Raw genomic sequence first — 18,049 nt, 5'->3', positions numbered from 1 at the left:
TCAAGGCGAGCCGGCCTAACATCATCCTGTTCTAGCGCTATTCATGCCGGGGGCAAGACCCAACTTCATGAGAATGTTCCGTTCTCAGCCATGGTGGAAAATCTTGCCGGGATTGAAGATATCGTCCGGATCGAGCGCCTGTTTCACCTGTCGCATCAGATCCACCGCGCCGCCAAGCTCCTGTTCCAGAAACGCCATCTTGCCCTGTCCGACCCCGTGTTCGCCGGTGCATGTTCCGTCCATTTCGAGCGCCCGCCGGTTGAGCCGTTGCACGAAAGCCTCGGCCACGGCGACGCCTTCGGTGCTCTTGTCATCAAACAACAGCAGCACATGGAAGTTCCCGTCGCCGGCATGGCCGACGATCGGCCCCAGCAGCCCATGCTCCTCGATATCCGCCTGCGTTTCGGAAACACAATCGGCAAGCCTTGATATCGGAACACAAACATCGGTCGAAAGTGCGGCAAGCCCGGGCGCCAGCGCCCTTGCAGCCCAATAGGCGTCATGGCGCGCCTTCCAGAGCTTCGTCCGCTCCTCGGCATTGGCGGTCCATAGGAATTCGCCGCCGCCGCATTCCGCCGCGATCTCGGCAAAGGCTGCCGATTGCAGCGGCACCGTCTCGTCGGTGCCGTGGAATTCGAGGAACAGCGTCGGGCTTTCGGCATAGGAAAGCTTGGAATAGGCGTTGCAGGCCCGCATCTGTACCGTGTCGAGCAGCTCGATGCGCGCCACCGGAATGCCCATCTGGATCGTCATGATGACGGCATCACAAGCGGCCTTGATGCTCGGAAAGGCACAGGCCCCTCCGGCGATCTTCTGCGGAATCGCCTGCAAGCGCAGCGTCACCGAGGTCAGGATACCGAGCGTGCCCTCGGCGCCGACGAAGAGCCGCGTCAGGTCGTAGCCCGCCGAGGATTTGCGGGCGCGCCGGGCCGTGCGGATCTCCTCCCCATTGGCCGTGACCGCGGTGACGGCAAGCACATTGTCCTTCATCGTTCCATAGCGCACGGCATTGGTGCCGGAGGCCCGCGTCGAGGCCATGCCGCCGATCGAGGCGTTGGCGCCGGGATCGATCGGGAAGAACAAGCCGGTATCGCGCAGGTGGATGTTCAGCGCCTCGCGTGTCACACCCGGTTCGACGGTGCAGTCGAGATCTTCGGGATTGACCTCGATCACCCGGTTCATGCGGCTGAAATCGATCGAAATACCGCCATTGGCGGCATTGACCTGGCCCTCCAGCGAGGTGCCGACACCGAAGCCGATCACCGGTACCTTGTGGGTCGCACAGGCTCTGACCGCCGCCTTCACATCCTCAGCGCTCTCGGCAAAGAGCACCCCGTCGGGCAGCTGCGGCGGGATGTAGGTGGTCGTATGGGCATGCTGTTCGCGGAAGGACTGGCCGGTCTGGAAACGCTCGCCGAAGCTCTGCTTGAGAATGCCGAGCACCGCGGCAATTCCCGCCTCGTTGCGTGTGCCCGCCTTCGCGTCCTTCAGCGCCATCCCTTTGATCTCCCTGCCATTCCGCAGAAGCCATATCGTGTTCCGCAGGCTACAGCGCCGCGCGTCTTTTCAGACGAGCAAAGGACGCTGTAGAACTCTAAAATTGCTGCATAATTTCATCCTTAAATCGATTCCGATTTAAGGAATTATGCAGCAGGCTGGGTATGCGGCAAGTCAAAGCGGCTGTCCAGTTAAGATTGGCAGAAGATTTCATTCCCCTTTTGTTATAGGCCGGTTGCTATAGCCAAGTCCGCCGCCCTCGCACCTCAGACAATCGGCGGATTGAGCCGTGCAAACCCCTCCTGTCGCCGATAGGGGAAATAGGGATAGGGCGCCGTCACCGCGCTGATGACGTCGAGACTTTCGATCTGCTCCTTCGACAGGCTCCAGCCGACCGCGCCGAGGTTCTGCCTGAGCTGCTCCTCGTTGCGGGCGCCGATGATGACGCTCGATACCGTCGGCCGGTTAAGCAGCCAGTTGATGGCGATCTGCGGCACCGTCCGGCCGGTCTCGCCTGCGATGGCGTCCAGGACCTCGACGATCTCGAACAGCTTCTCGCCGTCGACGGGCGGGCCGTATTGCGCCGTCTCGTGCAGCCGGCTTGCCTTGGGCAGCGGTTGGCCGCGGCGGATCTTGCCGGTCAGCCGTCCCCAGGCAAGCGGGCTCCAGACGAGAGCTCCCACACCCTGGTCGGCGCCGAGCGGCATCAGCTCCCATTCGTAATCGCGCCCTGCCAGCGAATAGTAGACCTGATGGGCGACGTAACGCGGATGACCGTGGCGATCGGCGGCGGCGAGCGACTTCATCAGTTCCCAGCCGGCAAAATTGGAAACGCCGACATAGCGGATCTTGCCTGCCGCCACGAGCCCGTCGAGCGTCGACAGCACCTCCTCGACCGGCGTCGAGGCATCGAAAGCATGAAGTTGCAGCAGGTCGATATAGTCGGTCCCGAGCCGGCGCAGCGCATCCTCGGTCGCCCGGATCAACCGCGCCCGCGACGTTCCCCAGTCCTGCGGCCCCTCGCCCATCGGCAGCGCCGTCTTCGTTGAGATCAGCACAGCGTCGCGCCGGCCGCGGATGGCCTGGCCGAGCACCTCCTCGGACGCGCCGGCCGAATAGACGTCGGCCGTGTCGAAGAGATTGACACCGGCCTCCAGGCAGATGTCGACGAGCTGCCGCGCTTCCTCGGCATCGGTATTGCCCCAGGCGCCGAACAGCGGCCCGCTGCCGCCGAATGTGCCCGCGCCGAAGCTCAAGACCGGCACTCTGAGGCCGGAGGCGCCGAGATTTCTGTAATCCATGGATCTGTCTCCTGTATTTCCTATGAGATAGACCTCGGGCATTCGATGATATAGATTGCCTATCAGCAAATCATCTGTGACTTGAATTCATCATGAGCCGTCAGGACATCAACCGCTCCGGCGAAATGGAAGTCTTCGTCAGCGTCGTCGAGCGCGGCGGCTTTTCTGCGGCGGCCACGGCCCGGCGCATGACGCCGTCGGCTGTCAGCAAGCTCCTCGCCCGGCTGGAGACACGCCTCGGCGCCCGCCTCGTCAACCGCTCCACCCGCAGGCTGCAGCTGACGCCGGAAGGCTGTGCCTTCTACGAGCGCTGCGTCGCCATCCTTGCCGATATCGCCGAGGCTGAACGCCAGGCCTCGACGGGTGAACAGGCCTCAGGCCGCATCCGCATCAACACCAGCGGCTCTTTCGGCAACCATGTGCTGGCGCCGCTCGTGCCGGCCTTTATGGCGCTTCATCCGGCCGTGACGCTGGATATTTCCCATACCGACAGGATAGTCGACTTGATGGAAGAACGCGCCGATGTCGCAATCCGCGCCGGCCCCCTGAAGAATTCCAGCCTGATCGCCCGCAAGCTTGGCGCCACCGGCAAGATCATCGTCGCATCGCCGGATTATCTCTCGCGTCATGGCAAACCACGCACGATCGCCGATCTCCGCCGCCATTGCCGTATCGGTTTTTCCTACGCCCGCGCCATCGAGGGCTGGCCGCTGCGCGAAGGTGGCGAAACGGTAACGATCCCGATCACCCCGGGCCTGCAGGTGGGAGACGGCGAAGCCATGCGTCACCTCGCTTTGTCAGGCGCCGGCCTTGCCCGGCTCGCCGCCTTCACCCTGCGCACCGATATCGATGCCGGCCGCCTGGTGCCGGTGCTCGAAGAGGCCAATCCCGGCGATCTCGAGGAGTTCTATGCCGTCTATATGGGCCAGGGCGGCCCGCTGCCGGCGCGCGTACGCGCACTGCTCGATTTTCTCGTCAGCCATGTCCGTTTCTGAGGCACCCAGCCCGAAACCGCTCAGCGCTTTTGGAATGATGACATGCATAAAAACAACGACTTGAAGCGGTCGCATGAATCAGTTTCGCATTTCAGGGCGCCGAGAAGCCAGATTTCGCAATTGACCGCCCGCCTCGCGTCCGCCTATACCGAACCCGCGTCAGTCGGTCCTTGCAGCCGGCCTCTCTTCGTCATGCCGGAGCCTCTTCCCATCTTCAGCCCTTAAGGGCTCGCGCCGGTCATGCTCTAACTATTTAATTAGAGCAGGATTCAGATTTTGGCCGCCCCGGCCTAAAATCATCCTGTTCTAGGAAAGATACGGAGATCATGTCATTCAGCGACGCGAGCCGCCTGCTGCGGGATGCCGGTCTGCCGAAATTGGCGCTGCTGCTGGCACTTTCGGCCGCTCTCGTCGTCTTCCTCGAACTCTTCGCGCTGCCGGCCTCGCTGCTGATCGGACCGATGGTCGCGGCGATCGCACTGGCATTGACCGTCGGCAAGGGAAAGCTTCGCGTGCCCTTCTGGCCGCTGCAGTTCGGCCAGGTCCTGGTCGGCCTGATGATGGCGCGCACCATCACCCCTGACATTCTCGGCACCATGGCGAAGGACGCACCGCTCTTTCTGCTGTTCATCTTCTCGGTCATCGCCATCGCCACCGGCCTCGGCTGGCTTTTGACGCGCTGGCAGGTGCTGCCGGGCACGACCGCGGTCTGGGGTTCTTCGCCGGGCGGCGCCTCCGCCATGGTCATCATGTCGGAAGCCTATGGCGCCGATGCCCGTCTCGTCGCCTTCATGCAGTATCTGCGCGTCGTCTTCGTCGCCGTCGGCGCCTCTGTGGTCTCGCGCCTGTGGGTGGCAGCCGACGGCGCCGAGCCGCCGCCGCTCGTCCTTTTTCCCGAGATCGACTGGCCGGCCTTTGCGACGACGATGGCTTTTGCCGCCTTTTGTGCCTATGGCGTCCGGCGCCTGCGCCTCCAGGGCGGCACGATCATCGTGCCGCTCTTTCTCGGCGCCTTGCTGCAGGGCATAGGCCTCCTGAAAATTGAATTACCGATGTGGCTGCTCGCCCTCGCCTATGCGCTGGTCGGCTGGAGCATCGGCCTGCGGTTCACCCGCTCGATCCTCAGCCACGTGGCGCGCGCCCTGCCGAGGGTATCGGCCTGCATCGTGCTGCTGATGGCGCTCTGCGGCTGCATGGCGGTGGCGCTTCACGTCTTCGCAGGCATCGATCCGCTGACCGCCTATCTCGCCACCAGCCCCGGCGGCGCCGATTCCGTCGCCATCATCGCCGCCTCCAGCGATGTCGACGTGCCTTTCGTGATGGCGATGCAGACCGGCCGTTTCCTGGTGATCCTGATGATCGGACCGATGCTCGCCCGTTTCATCGCGCGCCGTTCCGGCCTTGCGGAAAATCCCGCCTGATGCCCTGCCTGGGGTTATGCGCCAGCGCTCCCCATTGGCCGGGCGTCATGCCATAGGCCTTCTTGAAATGGCGGTTGAGATGGCTCTGGTCGGCAAAGCCGGTCGCCGCCGCCACATCGGAAATCCCCTCACCCGCACCGATCATCGCCCGCGCCCGCTGCAGCCGACGCATCAGGAGGTAGCGATGCGGGCTGGTGGCGAAGGCCGCCCGGAAATGCCGCGACAGCGCGAAACGATCGAGCCCCGTCACCGCCTCAAGCTCGCCGGAATTCACTGCCCGGGTCGCATGTGCCTCGAGATAGTCCCGTGCCGTCCGCGCCTGCCGCCAGGCGACGAGGCCGAGCGGCCGGCGCGGTATGCGCGCATGCCGTGACAGCCCGCCCGTCACCTGCGATACGAAATCGTCGACGAAAAGCGCGTCCAGTTCGCGGTCGAGTTCGCCGAGAGCCGCCAGCAGCACGCCCGCCAGCGCCGGATCGCCGATAACGGGTTCATCGACAAAAGGCAGGCCAACGCCATCCGCCTTCAGGCATTCGAGAAGCAGCGACGGTTCCAGATAGAGCATGCGGTACTGCAGACCATCCTCCGTTCCCGCCCCGCCATCATGCTCTTCGTCGGGATGCAGCACGATCACCTGTCCCGGCAGGCTGAAGCGCCGCTCGCCACGATAGCGGAAGGTCTGAACCCCCTTCAGAGTCACGCCGAGTGCATAGGTGTCGTGCCGGTGCGGCTCGAAGGCATTGCCTGAGAACTGCGCCTCGATGCGCTCGATGCCGGGAAAGGCCGGTGCGGCCAGGATGCCATTGCCGGATGGTCCCGCGCACAAACGTTCAAGACCTTCGAAGACCTGCGGATGTAAGTCCTGGTTCAACGCGCCCGATACTCCATAACCCCTAGATAGGTGAAAGACCGTCCGATGTTTGATACCAAAATTGCCGTCGTCCTGCGAAACAATCTTGCCGGCTGGCAGAAGCTGAACGTCACCGCCTTCCTGATGACGGGCATCGCCGGCCGGCATCCCGAGATCGTCGGTGAAGCCTACAGGGACCGCGCCGGCAATCTCTACAATCCCTTATCGATCCAGCCGATCATCGTGCTCTCCGCCGACGAGGCGACCATATCAGCCGTTCACCGCCGCGCGCTGGAGCGCGATATCACCAGCTCGCTGTTTATCGAGGAGATGTTTGCGACCGGCCACGACGCGGCCAACCGCGCCGTCTTCGCAGAATTTGCGCCCGAAGACGCCAAGGTGGTCGGCATCGCGCTGCGCGCCGAAAAGAAGATCGTCGACAAGATCACCAAGGGCGCAACGATGCAGCACTGACGAAAAAGGCCGGGCGTGACCCGGCCTTTCCGCAAACGGTATGAGCCAGAATCAGCCCTGCGTGATCGGCGCGATCTGGATCTCGACGCGGCGGTTCTGCGCGCGGCCGGCCTCGCTCGCATTGGAGGCAACGGGTTGCGACGGGCCGAAACCGACGGCGGAGACGCGGCGCTGGTCGATGCCCTGGCCGCCAAGATAGTCGGCAACCGAAAGTGCGCGGCGCTGCGACAGGTCCTGATTGTGCTGCAGGCTGCCGGTCGAATCCGTATGGCCGTTGACGTCGATCAGCGTGCGGTTGAATTTGCGCAGTACAATCGCCACCGAATTCAGCGTCGGATAGAAGCCCGGCTTCACCGCGTCCTGATCGACGTCGAAGGTGATGTTCGACGGCATGTTGAGGATGATGTTGTCGCCATTACGGGTCACCGAAATGCCGGTGCCTTCGAGCTGGGCGCGAAGCTCGGATTCCTGCTGGTCCATGTAATTGCCGATCGCGCCGCCTGCGAGAGCGCCGACGCCCGCACCGATCAACGCCGCATTGCGCTTGCCGTGGCCGCCGCCGCCGACAGCCACGCCGACGAGAGCACCACCGAGGGCGCCAAGCGCCGCGCCGCCGGCCGTATTGGAAACCTTCTGTTCACCGGTATAGGGATCGGTCGTCGTGCAGGCGCTGAGATAGCTTGCGGCAATAGCGAGAAGTATGAATTTTTTGATCATGGACAGGACGGTCTCCGTTCGACTGATGCGAGCAAATGGCAAGGATTGCGGCAAGAAAATGAAGATGTTCTCCTGATAGGGCAAATTCGGACGTCGAAACACAGCCATGTTGCGGGAATGCGCTGATATCACCAGTTTTAGCGGATTGATCGCTCCTGCGCCGCAGCAACGCACAACGATCCGCCCGCAGACTTTTGCGCGACATGCTTTAGAAATTCTGGAACAACTGCCGCATGGTGTCGTAAGTGGCGTTGGCGATGTTCAGCGACTGCAGGCCGAGCTGCTGCTGCGTTTGCAACGCCCGCAGTCTGCTCGACTCCTCCTCCATGTCGGCATCGACAAGCCGGCCGATGCCGGCGGTGATGTTGTCGTGCAGTTTCGTGGCGAAGTCGTTCTGGAGGTTGATGCGTTTTTCCAGCGCGCCGAAGGCCGAACCGACCGTCGTCAGCTGCGTCAGCGCGGCATCCACGACGCTGATCATCTGGCCGATCTGGCCCTGCGTCGTGCTTGATGTCACCGAGATCACCACCTGCCCGGTGGTGGTGCCGTTCTTGCTCGTCATCAGCACGTAATTTTGCGCAGCACCGAGTTCGGTGGCGAAATAGGCCGATGTCAGCACCCCGTATTCGCCGGAACCGGTGGCACGGTCGTCGATCAGGTAGCGCGCGTCCTTGGAGGTCGTCGCTCCCACCGGCGTATTGTCGATATGGTAGCTCAGCATGCCGATCGAGATCGTGCCGTCGGCGTTGCGGATGAACGAGGCCGGGATCTGGCGCGGCTGCGTCGGCGTCGCATCATTGGTGAGGACCACCCAGTTGTCGCTGTTGAAGGTCGCCGATTCCGAAACGCTACGCAGTTGCTCCTGCAGCTGTTTGATCTCTTCGTTGATCTTGTTCTTGTCGATGCCGTCCTCGGTTGCGGCAACCAGCTTTGCCTTGATCTCGGAGACGACGTCGATGACGCTCTGAACGCCGGTATAGGCCGTTCCCATCGTCGCTGCGGCCATGCCGAGCGCATCCTGGATGGCCGAAACGGCTTTATTGTCGGTCCGCGCGGTGGTGGCGATCGACCAGTAGACGGCATTGTCGCTGGCTTTTGCGACACGCATACCCGTCGTGATGTGGTTCTGCGTGACCGTCATATTCCGATTGATATCGCGCAGCACATAAAGCGCCGCGTCCACGGAGACGCGCTGATAAATACTCACGGGACTAAACTCCAAAACACAACAGACGCAAACTGAACTAAAAATGAACCGTGCCGCACGGACATTCATGTCCGGGGTCGCTGAAACTCCAGCGCATCGCAGCCTTCAAGAAACGAAGAAGACCAGTCGGTTACTGGTCACAATCATTGCCGTTTATGCTTAACAAACGGCTAAACTTCAGAAGCAATTTAGCTAATTTTGCAAGGTTTCATACACCATAAGAAACGCCGCCGGACGAGGTTGGCCGGCGGCGTTTCGCAATCGGATAAAACCTTATTCGGCGGCCTGCAGCTGCTCGTCATCGGGTGCGGCGCGCGGTCGTGTGGCGACCGACATCTCCTCGTGCAGGCGCGCTTCCTCGTGGGCGTGCGGCTTGGCGAAGCGGGCAAGCAGCAGATAGGCGACCGGCGTGATGAACAGCGTCACCAGCGTCGCGAAACCGAGACCGCCGACGATCACCCAGCCGAGCGCAACGCGTGCTTCGGCACCGGCGCCATGGGCAAAGACCAGTGGCACGCCGCCGAGGATGGTGGCGATCATCGTCATCATCACGGGGCGAAGACGCAGCGCGCAGGCCTTCTCGATCGAGGACCGCACATCCTCGCCCCGGTCGCGCAGCTGATTGGCGAATTCGACGATCAGGATACCGTTCTTCGCCATGACCCCGACGAGCAGCACCAGGCCGATCTGGCTGTAGATGTTGAGGCTGGAGCCGGTGATGACAAGTGCGAAGACGGCGCAGGCAAGACCAAGCGGCACCGTCGACATGATGATCAGCGAGGACAGCACGCTTTCGAACTGCGCGGCCAGCACCAGGAAAATGATGACGATGGCGAAGCCGAAGGTCAGCGCCATGCCGCTCGAATTCTCTTCGAGCGTCGCCGCCTCGGCGAGCGGCAACAGGCGGGAGCCTGGCGGCAGCAGCGGCTCGGCGAGCGCCGTCACTTGGCTGACGGCATCGCCGAGCGACATGCCGTTCCTGAGGCCGGCGGTGATCGCGACGGAGGCGAGCTGCTGCTCGCGGTTGAGCTGCGGCGCGACCGACCCTTCCTTCATCGTGGCGATAACCGACATCGGTACGATCTTGCCGTCGCCGGTCTTCAGGAACACGTTCTCAAGATCGGTCGGATCGTCGATCGGCCGCGTCGTCGAGGTCAGAAGCACGGGATAGGATTCGCCGTCGACGAAGACGTCGACCACCGATCGCCCTTCGAGCAGCGATTGGATTGCCGTCGAAAGCCCGGTTATGTCGATGCCGAGATCCGAGGCGCGCTCGCGATCGATCGCCACCGATACCTGCGCCTGGCTGGGCTCGTTGGTCAGGCGCGGCGTATCATACTGGCCGGTGGCCTCGAGCGACTGAACCAGCTTGGCGGCCGCCGCCGTCAGCGCCTCGTGATCATTGCCGATCAGCGCCATCTGCAGACCACTGCCGGCGCCGCGGATGCGAAGGCTGTTCGAGGAAATAGCATTGCCGCGCAGGGCCGGCACCCTAGAGGCTGCCTGGTTGATATCGCCGACGATCTCCGTCTGCGTCCTGTCACGCTCTCCCCAGGGGGCGAGCGTCAGCACCATGAAGCCGCTGTTCAGCGAACCGCCCTGCCCGGAGATCGAGAAGACATTGCGAATGTCGCCGCTGTCGACCAGCGGCTGCAGATATTCCTCGACGAGCTGCATCTTGTCGCGGGTATATTCGAGGCTCGATCCCTGCGGCGTCGTCAGCCGCATCATCACCAGCGACCGGTCCTCTTCGGGCGTCAGCTCGCTCTTCACCGTCGAGAAAGCGACGAGTGCCGCACCGGCAAAGATCACCGAGAACAGAATGACGACGAAGGGCGCGTTGAGACAGCCGTGCAGCGCCCATTTGTAGAGATCGGCAAGCGCCCCGCCGAAGCGACCGAGCATGCCGTGATCTTCGAGCATCGGTTTGGTCAGCATGCGCGAGGCAAGCATCGGACACAGCGTCAGCGCCACGATCGACGACAGACCGACCGAGAAGGCGAGCACGAAGCCGAATTCGCGGAAGAGGCCACCGACCTGTCCCGGCAAGAAGGAGAGCGGAATGAACACCGCGGCCAGCGTCGCCGTCGTGGCGATGACGGCGAAGAACACCTCGCGCGTTCCGAGCACGGCAGCAGCGCGCGGCCCCATGCCTTCGGAGCGTCGGCGTACGATATTTTCGAGCACCACGATCGCATCGTCAACGACGAGGCCGGTCGCCAGCACGATCGCGAGCAGCGTCAGGATGTTGATCGAGAAGCCGACCATGTAGATCGCCGCCAGCGTGCCGATCAGCGCCACCGGCATGCTGACCGCCGGGATCAGCGTCGCCCGCCAGTCGCGCAGGAAGAGGTAGATGACGGCGGTGACGATCACGGCGGCAAGCACCAGCGCCAGCACCACTTCGTGGATCGCACCCTGGATGAAGACGGCGTCGTCGCTGGTGATGGCGATCGTCGTGCCCTCGGGCAGCGTCTTCGACAATTGGTCGACGGCCGCCTTGATGCCGGTCGATATGTTCAGCGTATTCGACTGCGCCTGGCGGATGATGCCGAGGCCAATGCCCGGCTTGCCGTTGGAGCGTAGCGCCGTTTCGCCGTCGCGTGGTCCAAGCATCACCGTCGCGACGTCGCCGAGCCTGACGCGGTCCTGCAGGATGACGTTGGAAAAATCCGCCGGGGTCTGCAGGTTGGCGGTGGCGCGCACCACGATATCCTGCGTATTGCTCTTCAGCGAGCCGGCCGGCACGTCGAGTGCGGCATTGTCGAGTGCCTTCGTCAGGTCGCCGATGGTCAGCCCGCGGCTGGCAAGAGCCCCCTGGTCGACATCGACGCGGAAGACCTTCTCCTGGTCGCCATATTCCTCGACGTCGGCAACCCCGTCGACGGAGGCGAGGCGATTGATCACCTCGTTTTCGACGAGCTGGGTCAGATCGTCCATGTTGAGATTGGTGGAGGTGACGGCAAGGCGCATGATCGCCGAGGAATCCGAATCCGCCTTGACGATCTGCGGCGCATCCGCCTCATCAGGCAGGTTCTGGGTGATGCGGCCAATCGCGTCGCGCACGTCGTTGGCGGCGACCGAGAGATCGATCGCATCCGAGAATTCCAGCGTCACCCGGCTCTGACCGAAGGACGAGGTCGACGAAATCGATTTCAGGCCGCTGACGCGCGCCACCGCCCCCTCGATCACCTTGGTCAGTTCCTGGTCGATCGTCTGCGGCGATGCGCCGTCGAAGGTGGTACGCACGGTAACGACGGGACGGTCGACATCGGGCAGTTCGCGCACCTCGACGCCGACATAGGCGGCAAGGCCGGCAACGACCATCAGCGTGTTGAACACCAGCGCCAGGATCGGCCGGCGAACGAAAAGTGCAGTGAAGCTCTGCTTGCCCGACGCCCTGTCCTGATGAATCTCGGTCACGTTCATTGCGTAGCGACCTCCGCAGTCGCGGCGACATCGGCGCTCACACGCACCGCCCCACCCTCACGCACGCGCTGCAGTCCCTGTGTGACGATCACGTCGCCATCCTCGAGATCGGCTTTGACCAGCACGAAATCCGGGTTGCGCTGCACGATGCTGACCCGCACCTTATGCGACTTGTCGTCATTGACCTGCCAGACGAAAGAGCCCTGCGAATCCCACTGCACGGAGACGGGGTCGACAGCCGGATATTTGTCGCCAGGAAATTTCATGCTGACACTGAAGGACATGCCGGCACGCAGCTCATCAGAACTATTGTCGATCCGGGCGCGCAGACGAAGCGTGCGGCTTGCCGCATCGATGCGGTTGTCGACGGCTTCGACCACGCCTGAAAACACCTGCCCCGGCCTCGCCACAGACATCGCCTCGACCGGCTGGCCGACCGACACCGTATTGGCGAAGCGCTCCGGCACCCAGTAGTCGACGAGGATTTCCGAACAGTCATCGAGCGTGACGATCGGGATGCTCGTCGTGACGTTGTCGCCGATATTGACCGGCACGATGCCGACGATGCCGTCGATCGGCGCGGTGATGTTGCGTCGGGCGAGATTGAGCTCGGCGGCCTGCAGCTGCAGCCGCGCGCCCTGCTCGGCGATCTCCGAATCGAACACGTCCATGCGCGACACGCTGGACTTGATGTTGTGATAGAGATTGGACTTCTCAACGGCGGCCTTGACCGCCACATCAGCCTGGCCGCGAGCGATCACCTGTTCCTCACTGTCGAGCTTGGCGAGCACCTGGCCGGCCTTCACCCTGTCGCCCGACTTGATGAGGATTTCGCGGATCGTGCCCGATGCCTGCGGCGTGACCGCGACCGAACGGATCGCATCACCCGTGCCGATAGCGTTCAGCCGGTCGTTGACGATACCCTGGACGACCGCCTGCGTCGCGACGAGAATGGTGTTGTTGCGCCCGCCGCCATTGCGACGGTTCCCTTGTCCCTGCCCCTCACCACGCTGCTGCCCTTGCGCCCGGGCCGGAGCGTCGGCATCGGTCTTCGACGCGATCTTGGAAACGATGCCGTCTGGAATGCCTGCATCGCGCATCGTATCGCCGGCGCCGGGCACGAAGAAAACCCACGCGGCAAAGCCGGCAATAATGACGATGAGCGAAAGTACAAACTGCTTCCAAAAGGCCATTCACGTCTCCGGAGGGACTCGAGGTTGGACCAGGGTCGGTCGAAAGAGGCGCTGCGGGGTCGAGATTCCCGTCTGATGCGACAATATCGCGCGTTTACAGCTTACCGGCAAGCATAAGCAGCCGGCATTACCGATTTGTAATATCAGCAAAGAATGGAAATAACCCGGCCGCTCACTTTTGCTTGAATGAACACTCGCCCGTGTCTTTGATCCCGCCGATTGTCGGGCAAGATACCGTACAAAATCCCTGAGGATGCGGGTTGGATGCCTATCGGCGCATCGACCACCGCACGCCCATCACGGCCGCGATCCCCAGTATCGGCCACATCGCCCAGAACTGCCCCGTCCAGGCGAAGAGGTTGATGCCGGCAAGGCCAAGCGCCAGGATCGCCAGCAAGGTGATCTTGCGGTTGAACAGGATCTGGTCGCGGTTCCAGGCGAGCGCCGCGACGACGGCAAGCGCGAGCACCGGAAAACGCGCCCAGAAGACGCCCTGCCACGAAAGGAGATTGATACCGATCAGCACGGCGGCGATGACGCCGAGCACGCCATACAGCCTCTGTTGTCCGCCCGGTGCTGGGGTTGTCTCGGCCTTTGCTGCCGCCATAACCGGCGCCGGCTGCGGCTGCGGCCGCGCGGGGCCGGATCGTTCGGCAGATGGCGTCTCGTCCCTGGCATCGCCGATCTTCACCGCGTAACTTGGCACGCCTTCGTCGACATTCTTCACCATAAGCGATCCGAGAAACTCGAAACCAACAGCCACCTTGTTGCGGACCTGGTCATAGACGGTGCTCGATATCACGATGCCGCCTGCTGCAGCCGACGTCTGCAGCCGCGCCGCGATATTAACGCCGTCGCCATAGATGTCGTCGCCCTCGACGATCACGTCGCCGAGATTGATGCCGATGCGGAAGAGCATGCGACCGTCGGCCGGGCGGTCGGCATTGAAGCCGGCGAGTTCGTTCTGCGTGTCGACGGCCGCCCGCACCGCCTCGACCACGCTCGGGAAATCGGCGATCAACCCGTCGCCCCAGGTATTGACGACGCGGCCGCCATGGCTTTCGATCAGGCGCCCCATCGCCTCCCGGCAGCGCTTCAGGCTTGCAAGCGTCCCCTCCTCGTCAGCCCCCATCAGCCGCGTATAGTCCTGCACGTCAGCACAGAAGATCGTCGTCAGCTTGCGCCGCGTTTCACTCATGGTCTTTCGTCTCCGCGCTCTCTGCCCCCGGGAAAGCTCGCTGCAAAGGCTGAAACTGGTCGATTGGAGATCATGGGCTATTGCAGCGGCGGTAAGTTACTAAGCCTTTGTGTTCGTTACCACCGATAATTGCCGATCGTCGACCCGCGTTTTCCGGGCATGAGAGGCAGCGTGGGCGATTCAGCTTCCTTCATTCGCCCAGTCATCGACCTTTAAAGGCTCCGAGACGCGGGCAAAAGCCTTGTCGCGCGTGACGAGAGTTGCGGCAGTTGCAACGGCATGGGCGGCAATCATCATATCGAGGGGCGCCAGGGTCACCCCTTTGGCTTCACAGGCAGCGCGCAGCTCGCCGTAAGTTCGCGTGACATCGTGATCCCAAGGGAGAACGTCGACCCGGAGCAGGAATTGGCGGATCCGTTCCGACAGCACCTTCGGATAGCCTCGCTTGGCAAGACCGTAGAACAGCTCCCCTTCCGTGATCGATGAGATGACGATGTCCTCCATCGGAAGCGCGGCCAACCTGTCGATGATCTCCGGCCGATCGCCCTTGATGACATGGCTCACCATATTGGTATCGAGCATCCAGGCCGTCATTCCTTCCAACCCTCGAACGGATCACGGTCATGCGAAGGCTGGTGGCGATCATCTGGCCCCAGGAAATCGTCCGGAACCCGATCCTTGCCATAAAGCTCAAAGAGACCATCCCACGAATCCGGCTTGCGTGACAGAATGACATCGCCGGTCTTCGGATCACGACGGACGAACACCTCGCTCTCCTCGAAGCGGAACTCCGCAGGGAGCCTGACCGCTTGGCTGCGGCCGGTCGTAAAAATCTTGGCTGTTCTGGTTGCCATGATAGCCTCCATACCTCGATAGCTACCATGGTATATACCGATAGCCGGCAGCGAGCAAGAAGTCCGGCGCCTCAACAAAACCGCTGGATCACTGAATGATCTTGCGCGGGCTCGCCGTGTGTTCTCTCGCCACGATGTTGGAATCATCGATTTCCTGAAGCAGGACGTCGTAGCCCCAGAGATCGGCAAGATGCTGCAGGACGAGTTTCATGTCGGCTTCCTGGAGATAGCAGCCATTCATGACGATGTGCTGCAGAAGCAGGCGGCGGTCGCCGGCGAGGTCGACGTCGACGATATCGATTGCCGGATCGGTCCAGCCGATATCGTATTCGCGGGAGAGCTGGCGGCGGATGCGCAAATATCCGCGCTCGTTGTGGATCGCCGAAACCAGTACCCCCTCGGTCTGCTCCGGATCGTCGTAGAGATGGAACAGCCGCAATTGCCGGATCAGGTTCGGGCTAAGGAACTGGCTGATGAAGCTCTCGTCCCGGTAATTGGCCCAGATGTCGCGCAGGACCGCCATCGCATCGCCTCGTCCGGCGATATCGGGAAACCATGCGCGGTCCTCTTCCGTCGGCGTCGTGACGATCCTCTCTATGTCCTGCATCATCGCAAAGCCAAGCGCATAGGGATTGAAGCCGGAGAATCGCCGGTCGTCATAGCTCGGCTGGAACACGACGTTGGCGTGCGACTTCAGGAATTCGAGGAAGTTTCCGTCGCTGATCTGCCCCCGCTCGTGAAGCCGGTTCATGATCTGGTAGTGGACGAAGGTGGCGGTTCCCTCGTTCATCACCTTGGTCTGCCGCTGGGGATGAAAATATTGCGCGACGTGGCGGACGATGCGAAGGATCTCGCGCTGCCACGGCTGCAGCCGCGGCGCCGACTTTTCCAGAAAGTATAGGATGTTGTCCTGAGGGAGCCCGAGGGCGGCGCGGCGCTTTTCCAGGCCGCTGTCGCCCGCCTTCCGCGCCTTGCCGACGGGAACCGTGCGCCACAGGTCGTTGAACATCTGCTCCTCGTGGGTGCGGCGCTCCTGCTGCCGCTTCTCCTCCTGGCGAAGGTCAATCGTGGTCTTGCCCGCGTATCGATGCACCCCGTGCGACATCAGCGCATGGGCTGCGTCGAGCGTGCGCTCGACGGCCGTCTCGCCGTAACGTTCTTCGCAGCGGGTGATATAACCCTTGGCGAAATCGAGGTAGTCGAGGATGCCCTCCGCATCGGTCCAGAGCTTGAAGAGATAGTTGTTCTTGAAGAAGTGGTTGTGGCCGAAGGCCGCATGCGCGGTGACGAGCGTCTGCATCGTCGCCGTGTTCTCCTCCATCAGATAGGAGATGCAGGGAGAGCTGTTGATGACGATCTCATAGGCAAGGTCGCGCATCCCGCGGCGGTAGAAGGTTTCGTGATGCGCGAAATGCTTGCCGAAGGACCAATGCCGATAGAAGAGCGGCATGCCGGTCGAGGAATAGGCATCCAGCATCTGCTCCGAGGTGATGACTTCGATCTGGTTCGGATAGACGTCGAGGCCGAGTTCGCCGAGCGCGATCTTCTCGCAGGCGTCGTGGATGCGCTGGAGCGTTGCGAAATCCCAGTCGGCCCCCTCGAATAATAGCCGCTCTCGTGGCCTCATCGTCATAGTCATGGCGTCACCTTCGACTGTGCGTCACGTTTCTGGAAGAGATCGTGGAAAACAGGGAATATTTCGTTTCGCCGGCAGACCTTGCGCATCGAAAGCGGCTGCAGCTCGGAACGGATCCCGTCATAGAGCATCCAAAGCGGCGAGCGGGATACCGAGGAGTCACCGCCTTCTTCGCCGACCTCGATATAGGCGAAATATTGGCACTGTGGCAAAATCTCGCGCAGCAGCTGTCCGCTCAGGTTCCCGTCCGAATGGGCGTTGTCGCCGTCCGAGGCCTGGGCGCCATAGATATTCCATTCCGCCGGATCGAAACGCGCCGCGATGATCGCCCGCATTGCCGCTAGCGCACTTGAGACCAGCGTACCGCCGGTTGCCGGGCCATAGAAGAAGGTTTCCTCGTCGACTTCCTCGGCCTTGTCGGTATGGCGGATGAAGACGATCTCCACTTTCTTGTAGCGCTTCGACAGGAAAAGGTAGAGCAGCAGGTAGAACCGCTTCGCCAGGTCCTTCATGTGTTCCGACATGGAGCCGGAAACGTCCATCAAGCAGAACATCACGGCCTTCGCCACAGGCTTCGGCTCGTTTTCGAAGCGGCGATACCGCACGTCGAGCGGATCGATATAGGGAATGCGCCGGCTTTTTTCCGTCAGAGATTTGAGTTTTGCCTCAAGCGCCAGCCGGCTCTCGTCGTCCTCGCATTCCTCGATCTGCCGCCGCAGGGCTTCGATTTCTTCGCGGCGCGGACGGTGAAGCGCGACACGGCGCATCATCGCGAGCCTGGTCGTGCGACCGACGGCGATGTTGGACGGCGATCCCGACACGGAATAACCGGCACGGAACGGAGTTTCCTCCTCGGTTTCGGCCAGGCGCCGCTTGGCAAGGTCGGGCAGTTCCAGATCGTCCAGGAACACATCCAGGAATTCCTCGCGCGTCAGCACGAAGCGGAAGCCGTCCTCGCCGTCGCCCTCACCCGCATCCTTGGGTTTTCCGCCCCTGCTCCCCGGCGGGCGCGGAAGAATGTCGCCTTCGACGAAGGCCCTGTTTCCAGGCAGGATATGGTCGCGGATGCCGCCGTCGCCCCTTCTCAAGTTCGGCTCGGCCATTCCATCGATCGGCAGGCTGATTTCCCCGCCGTCGAGTACATCACGAATGTTCCGGTTTTGCAGAGAACGCTTTACCGCCTGCTGCACGGCGCCTTTCATGCGCCGAAGAAACCGTTGCCGATTTTCCAGACTTTTACCGCGCGGATTTAGCCGACGGTCGACAATGTGCATATT

The 18,049-nt window shown here is 62.3% G+C and carries 15 protein-coding genes; 3 read left to right on the top strand and 12 right to left on the bottom strand.

The window, feature by feature from the left end:
• Positions 1–84: 84 nt before the first annotated feature.
• Positions 85–1,497 (bottom strand): FAD-binding oxidoreductase, encoded by a 1,413-nt coding sequence (locus tag GFM02_RS08530; protein ID WP_168321403.1) that lies wholly within the window; start codon positions 1,495–1,497, stop codon positions 85–87.
• A 266-nt stretch (positions 1,498–1,763) separates the two neighbouring features.
• Entirely contained in the window at positions 1,764–2,798 is a 1,035-nt protein-coding gene (locus GFM02_RS08525) for an aldo/keto reductase (RefSeq protein ID WP_168321402.1), read from the bottom strand.
• 92 nt (positions 2,799–2,890) lie between these two features.
• Here GFM02_RS08525 and GFM02_RS08520 point away from each other — a divergent pair, with 92 nt between their 5' ends.
• A complete protein-coding gene (locus GFM02_RS08520; protein ID WP_131666719.1) occupies positions 2,891–3,793 on the top strand; it encodes a LysR family transcriptional regulator in 903 nt (300 codons plus the stop codon).
• Positions 3,794–4,119: 326 nt separating this feature from the next.
• Positions 4,120–5,214: an AbrB family transcriptional regulator gene (locus tag GFM02_RS08515; RefSeq protein ID WP_168321401.1), complete on the top strand. Its 1,095-nt coding sequence runs from the start codon at positions 4,120–4,122 to the stop codon at positions 5,212–5,214.
• Here GFM02_RS08515 and GFM02_RS08510 read toward each other — a convergent pair.
• Positions 5,174–6,085: an AraC family transcriptional regulator gene (locus GFM02_RS08510; protein WP_168321400.1), complete on the bottom strand. Its 912-nt coding sequence runs from the start codon at positions 6,083–6,085 to the stop codon at positions 5,174–5,176. The two genes, GFM02_RS08515 and GFM02_RS08510, sit on opposite strands and share 41 nt — an antisense overlap.
• Positions 6,086–6,130: 45 nt before the next feature.
• Between GFM02_RS08510 and GFM02_RS08505 the strand changes: the two genes are divergently transcribed.
• Positions 6,131–6,538, top strand: a complete 408-nt coding sequence (locus GFM02_RS08505; protein WP_168321399.1) for a DUF2000 family protein — start codon at positions 6,131–6,133, stop codon at positions 6,536–6,538.
• Between the two features lie 51 nt (positions 6,539–6,589).
• On the opposite strand, the gene GFM02_RS08500 is transcribed toward GFM02_RS08505, so the two are convergent.
• From GFM02_RS08500 to GFM02_RS08460, 9 genes are all read right to left on the bottom strand, one after another.
• Entirely contained in the window at positions 6,590–7,255 is a 666-nt protein-coding gene (locus tag GFM02_RS08500) for an OmpA family lipoprotein (RefSeq protein ID WP_003541337.1), read from the bottom strand.
• A 208-nt stretch (positions 7,256–7,463) separates the two neighbouring features.
• Positions 7,464–8,462 (bottom strand): flagellin, encoded by a 999-nt coding sequence (locus GFM02_RS08495; RefSeq protein WP_026265346.1) that lies wholly within the window; start codon positions 8,460–8,462, stop codon positions 7,464–7,466.
• 273 nt (positions 8,463–8,735) lie between these two features.
• Positions 8,736–11,891, bottom strand: coding sequence for an efflux RND transporter permease subunit (locus GFM02_RS08490; RefSeq protein WP_168321398.1), 3,156 nt, complete (start codon positions 11,889–11,891; stop codon positions 8,736–8,738).
• Complete coding sequence (locus GFM02_RS08485; protein ID WP_168321397.1) at positions 11,888–13,084, bottom strand: efflux RND transporter periplasmic adaptor subunit; 1,197 nt, start codon at positions 13,082–13,084, stop codon at positions 11,888–11,890. The genes GFM02_RS08490 and GFM02_RS08485 overlap by 4 nt, the downstream gene beginning before the upstream one ends.
• A gap of 268 nt (positions 13,085–13,352) precedes the next feature.
• On the bottom strand, positions 13,353–14,282 hold the full coding sequence (locus tag GFM02_RS08480; RefSeq protein ID WP_168321396.1) for an adenylate/guanylate cyclase domain-containing protein: 930 nt from the start codon (positions 14,280–14,282) through the stop codon (positions 13,353–13,355).
• Positions 14,283–14,462: 180 nt separating this feature from the next.
• Positions 14,463–14,876: a type II toxin-antitoxin system VapC family toxin gene (locus tag GFM02_RS08475; RefSeq protein WP_168321395.1), complete on the bottom strand. Its 414-nt coding sequence runs from the start codon at positions 14,874–14,876 to the stop codon at positions 14,463–14,465.
• Positions 14,873–15,136, bottom strand: coding sequence for an antitoxin (locus tag GFM02_RS08470; RefSeq protein ID WP_020050801.1), 264 nt, complete (start codon positions 15,134–15,136; stop codon positions 14,873–14,875). Before GFM02_RS08470 ends, GFM02_RS08475 begins: the two co-directional genes overlap by 4 nt.
• Positions 15,137–15,224: 88 nt before the next feature.
• On the bottom strand, positions 15,225–16,775 hold the full coding sequence (locus GFM02_RS08465; RefSeq protein ID WP_168306500.1) for a SpoVR family protein: 1,551 nt from the start codon (positions 16,773–16,775) through the stop codon (positions 15,225–15,227).
• Complete coding sequence (locus tag GFM02_RS08460) at positions 16,772–18,046, bottom strand: YeaH/YhbH family protein (protein ID WP_168321394.1); 1,275 nt, start codon at positions 18,044–18,046, stop codon at positions 16,772–16,774. The genes GFM02_RS08465 and GFM02_RS08460 overlap by 4 nt, the downstream gene beginning before the upstream one ends.
• Positions 18,047–18,049: the final 3 nt, after the last annotated feature.

It is taken from the genome of Rhizobium leguminosarum bv. viciae (assembly GCF_012276115.1).
GTDB classification, from domain to species: domain Bacteria; phylum Pseudomonadota; class Alphaproteobacteria; order Rhizobiales; family Rhizobiaceae; genus Rhizobium; species Rhizobium leguminosarum_T.
Note: the sequence above shows the minus strand (reverse complement) of the source record. Positions and strands in the feature narration are given on the sequence as shown.

Excerpts from the sequence above, each read along its gene's own strand:
- GFM02_RS08505 (WP_168321399.1), top strand. The coding sequence starts at position 6,131 with ATGTTTGATACCAAAATTGCCGTCGTCCTGCGAAACAATCTTGCCGGC.
- GFM02_RS08525 (WP_168321402.1), bottom strand. The coding sequence starts at position 2,798 with ATGGATTACAGAAATCTCGGCGCCTCCGGCCTCAGAGTGCCGGTCTTG.
- GFM02_RS08465 (WP_168306500.1), bottom strand. The coding sequence starts at position 16,775 with ATGACTATGACGATGAGGCCACGAGAGCGGCTATTATTCGAGGGGGCC.
- GFM02_RS08475 (WP_168321395.1), bottom strand. The coding sequence starts at position 14,876 with ATGACGGCCTGGATGCTCGATACCAATATGGTGAGCCATGTCATCAAG.
- GFM02_RS08520 (WP_131666719.1), top strand. The coding sequence starts at position 2,891 with ATGAGCCGTCAGGACATCAACCGCTCCGGCGAAATGGAAGTCTTCGTC.
- GFM02_RS08485 (WP_168321397.1), bottom strand. The coding sequence starts at position 13,084 with ATGGCCTTTTGGAAGCAGTTTGTACTTTCGCTCATCGTCATTATTGCC.
- GFM02_RS08500 (WP_003541337.1), bottom strand. The coding sequence starts at position 7,255 with ATGATCAAAAAATTCATACTTCTCGCTATTGCCGCAAGCTATCTCAGC.
- GFM02_RS08530 (WP_168321403.1), bottom strand. The coding sequence starts at position 1,497 with ATGGCGCTGAAGGACGCGAAGGCGGGCACACGCAACGAGGCGGGAATT.
- GFM02_RS08490 (WP_168321398.1), bottom strand. The coding sequence starts at position 11,891 with ATGAACGTGACCGAGATTCATCAGGACAGGGCGTCGGGCAAGCAGAGC.
- GFM02_RS08460 (WP_168321394.1), bottom strand. The coding sequence starts at position 18,046 with ATGCACATTGTCGACCGTCGGCTAAATCCGCGCGGTAAAAGTCTGGAA.
- GFM02_RS08515 (WP_168321401.1), top strand. The coding sequence starts at position 4,120 with ATGTCATTCAGCGACGCGAGCCGCCTGCTGCGGGATGCCGGTCTGCCG.
- GFM02_RS08470 (WP_020050801.1), bottom strand. The coding sequence starts at position 15,136 with ATGGCAACCAGAACAGCCAAGATTTTTACGACCGGCCGCAGCCAAGCG.
- GFM02_RS08480 (WP_168321396.1), bottom strand. The coding sequence starts at position 14,282 with ATGAGTGAAACGCGGCGCAAGCTGACGACGATCTTCTGTGCTGACGTG.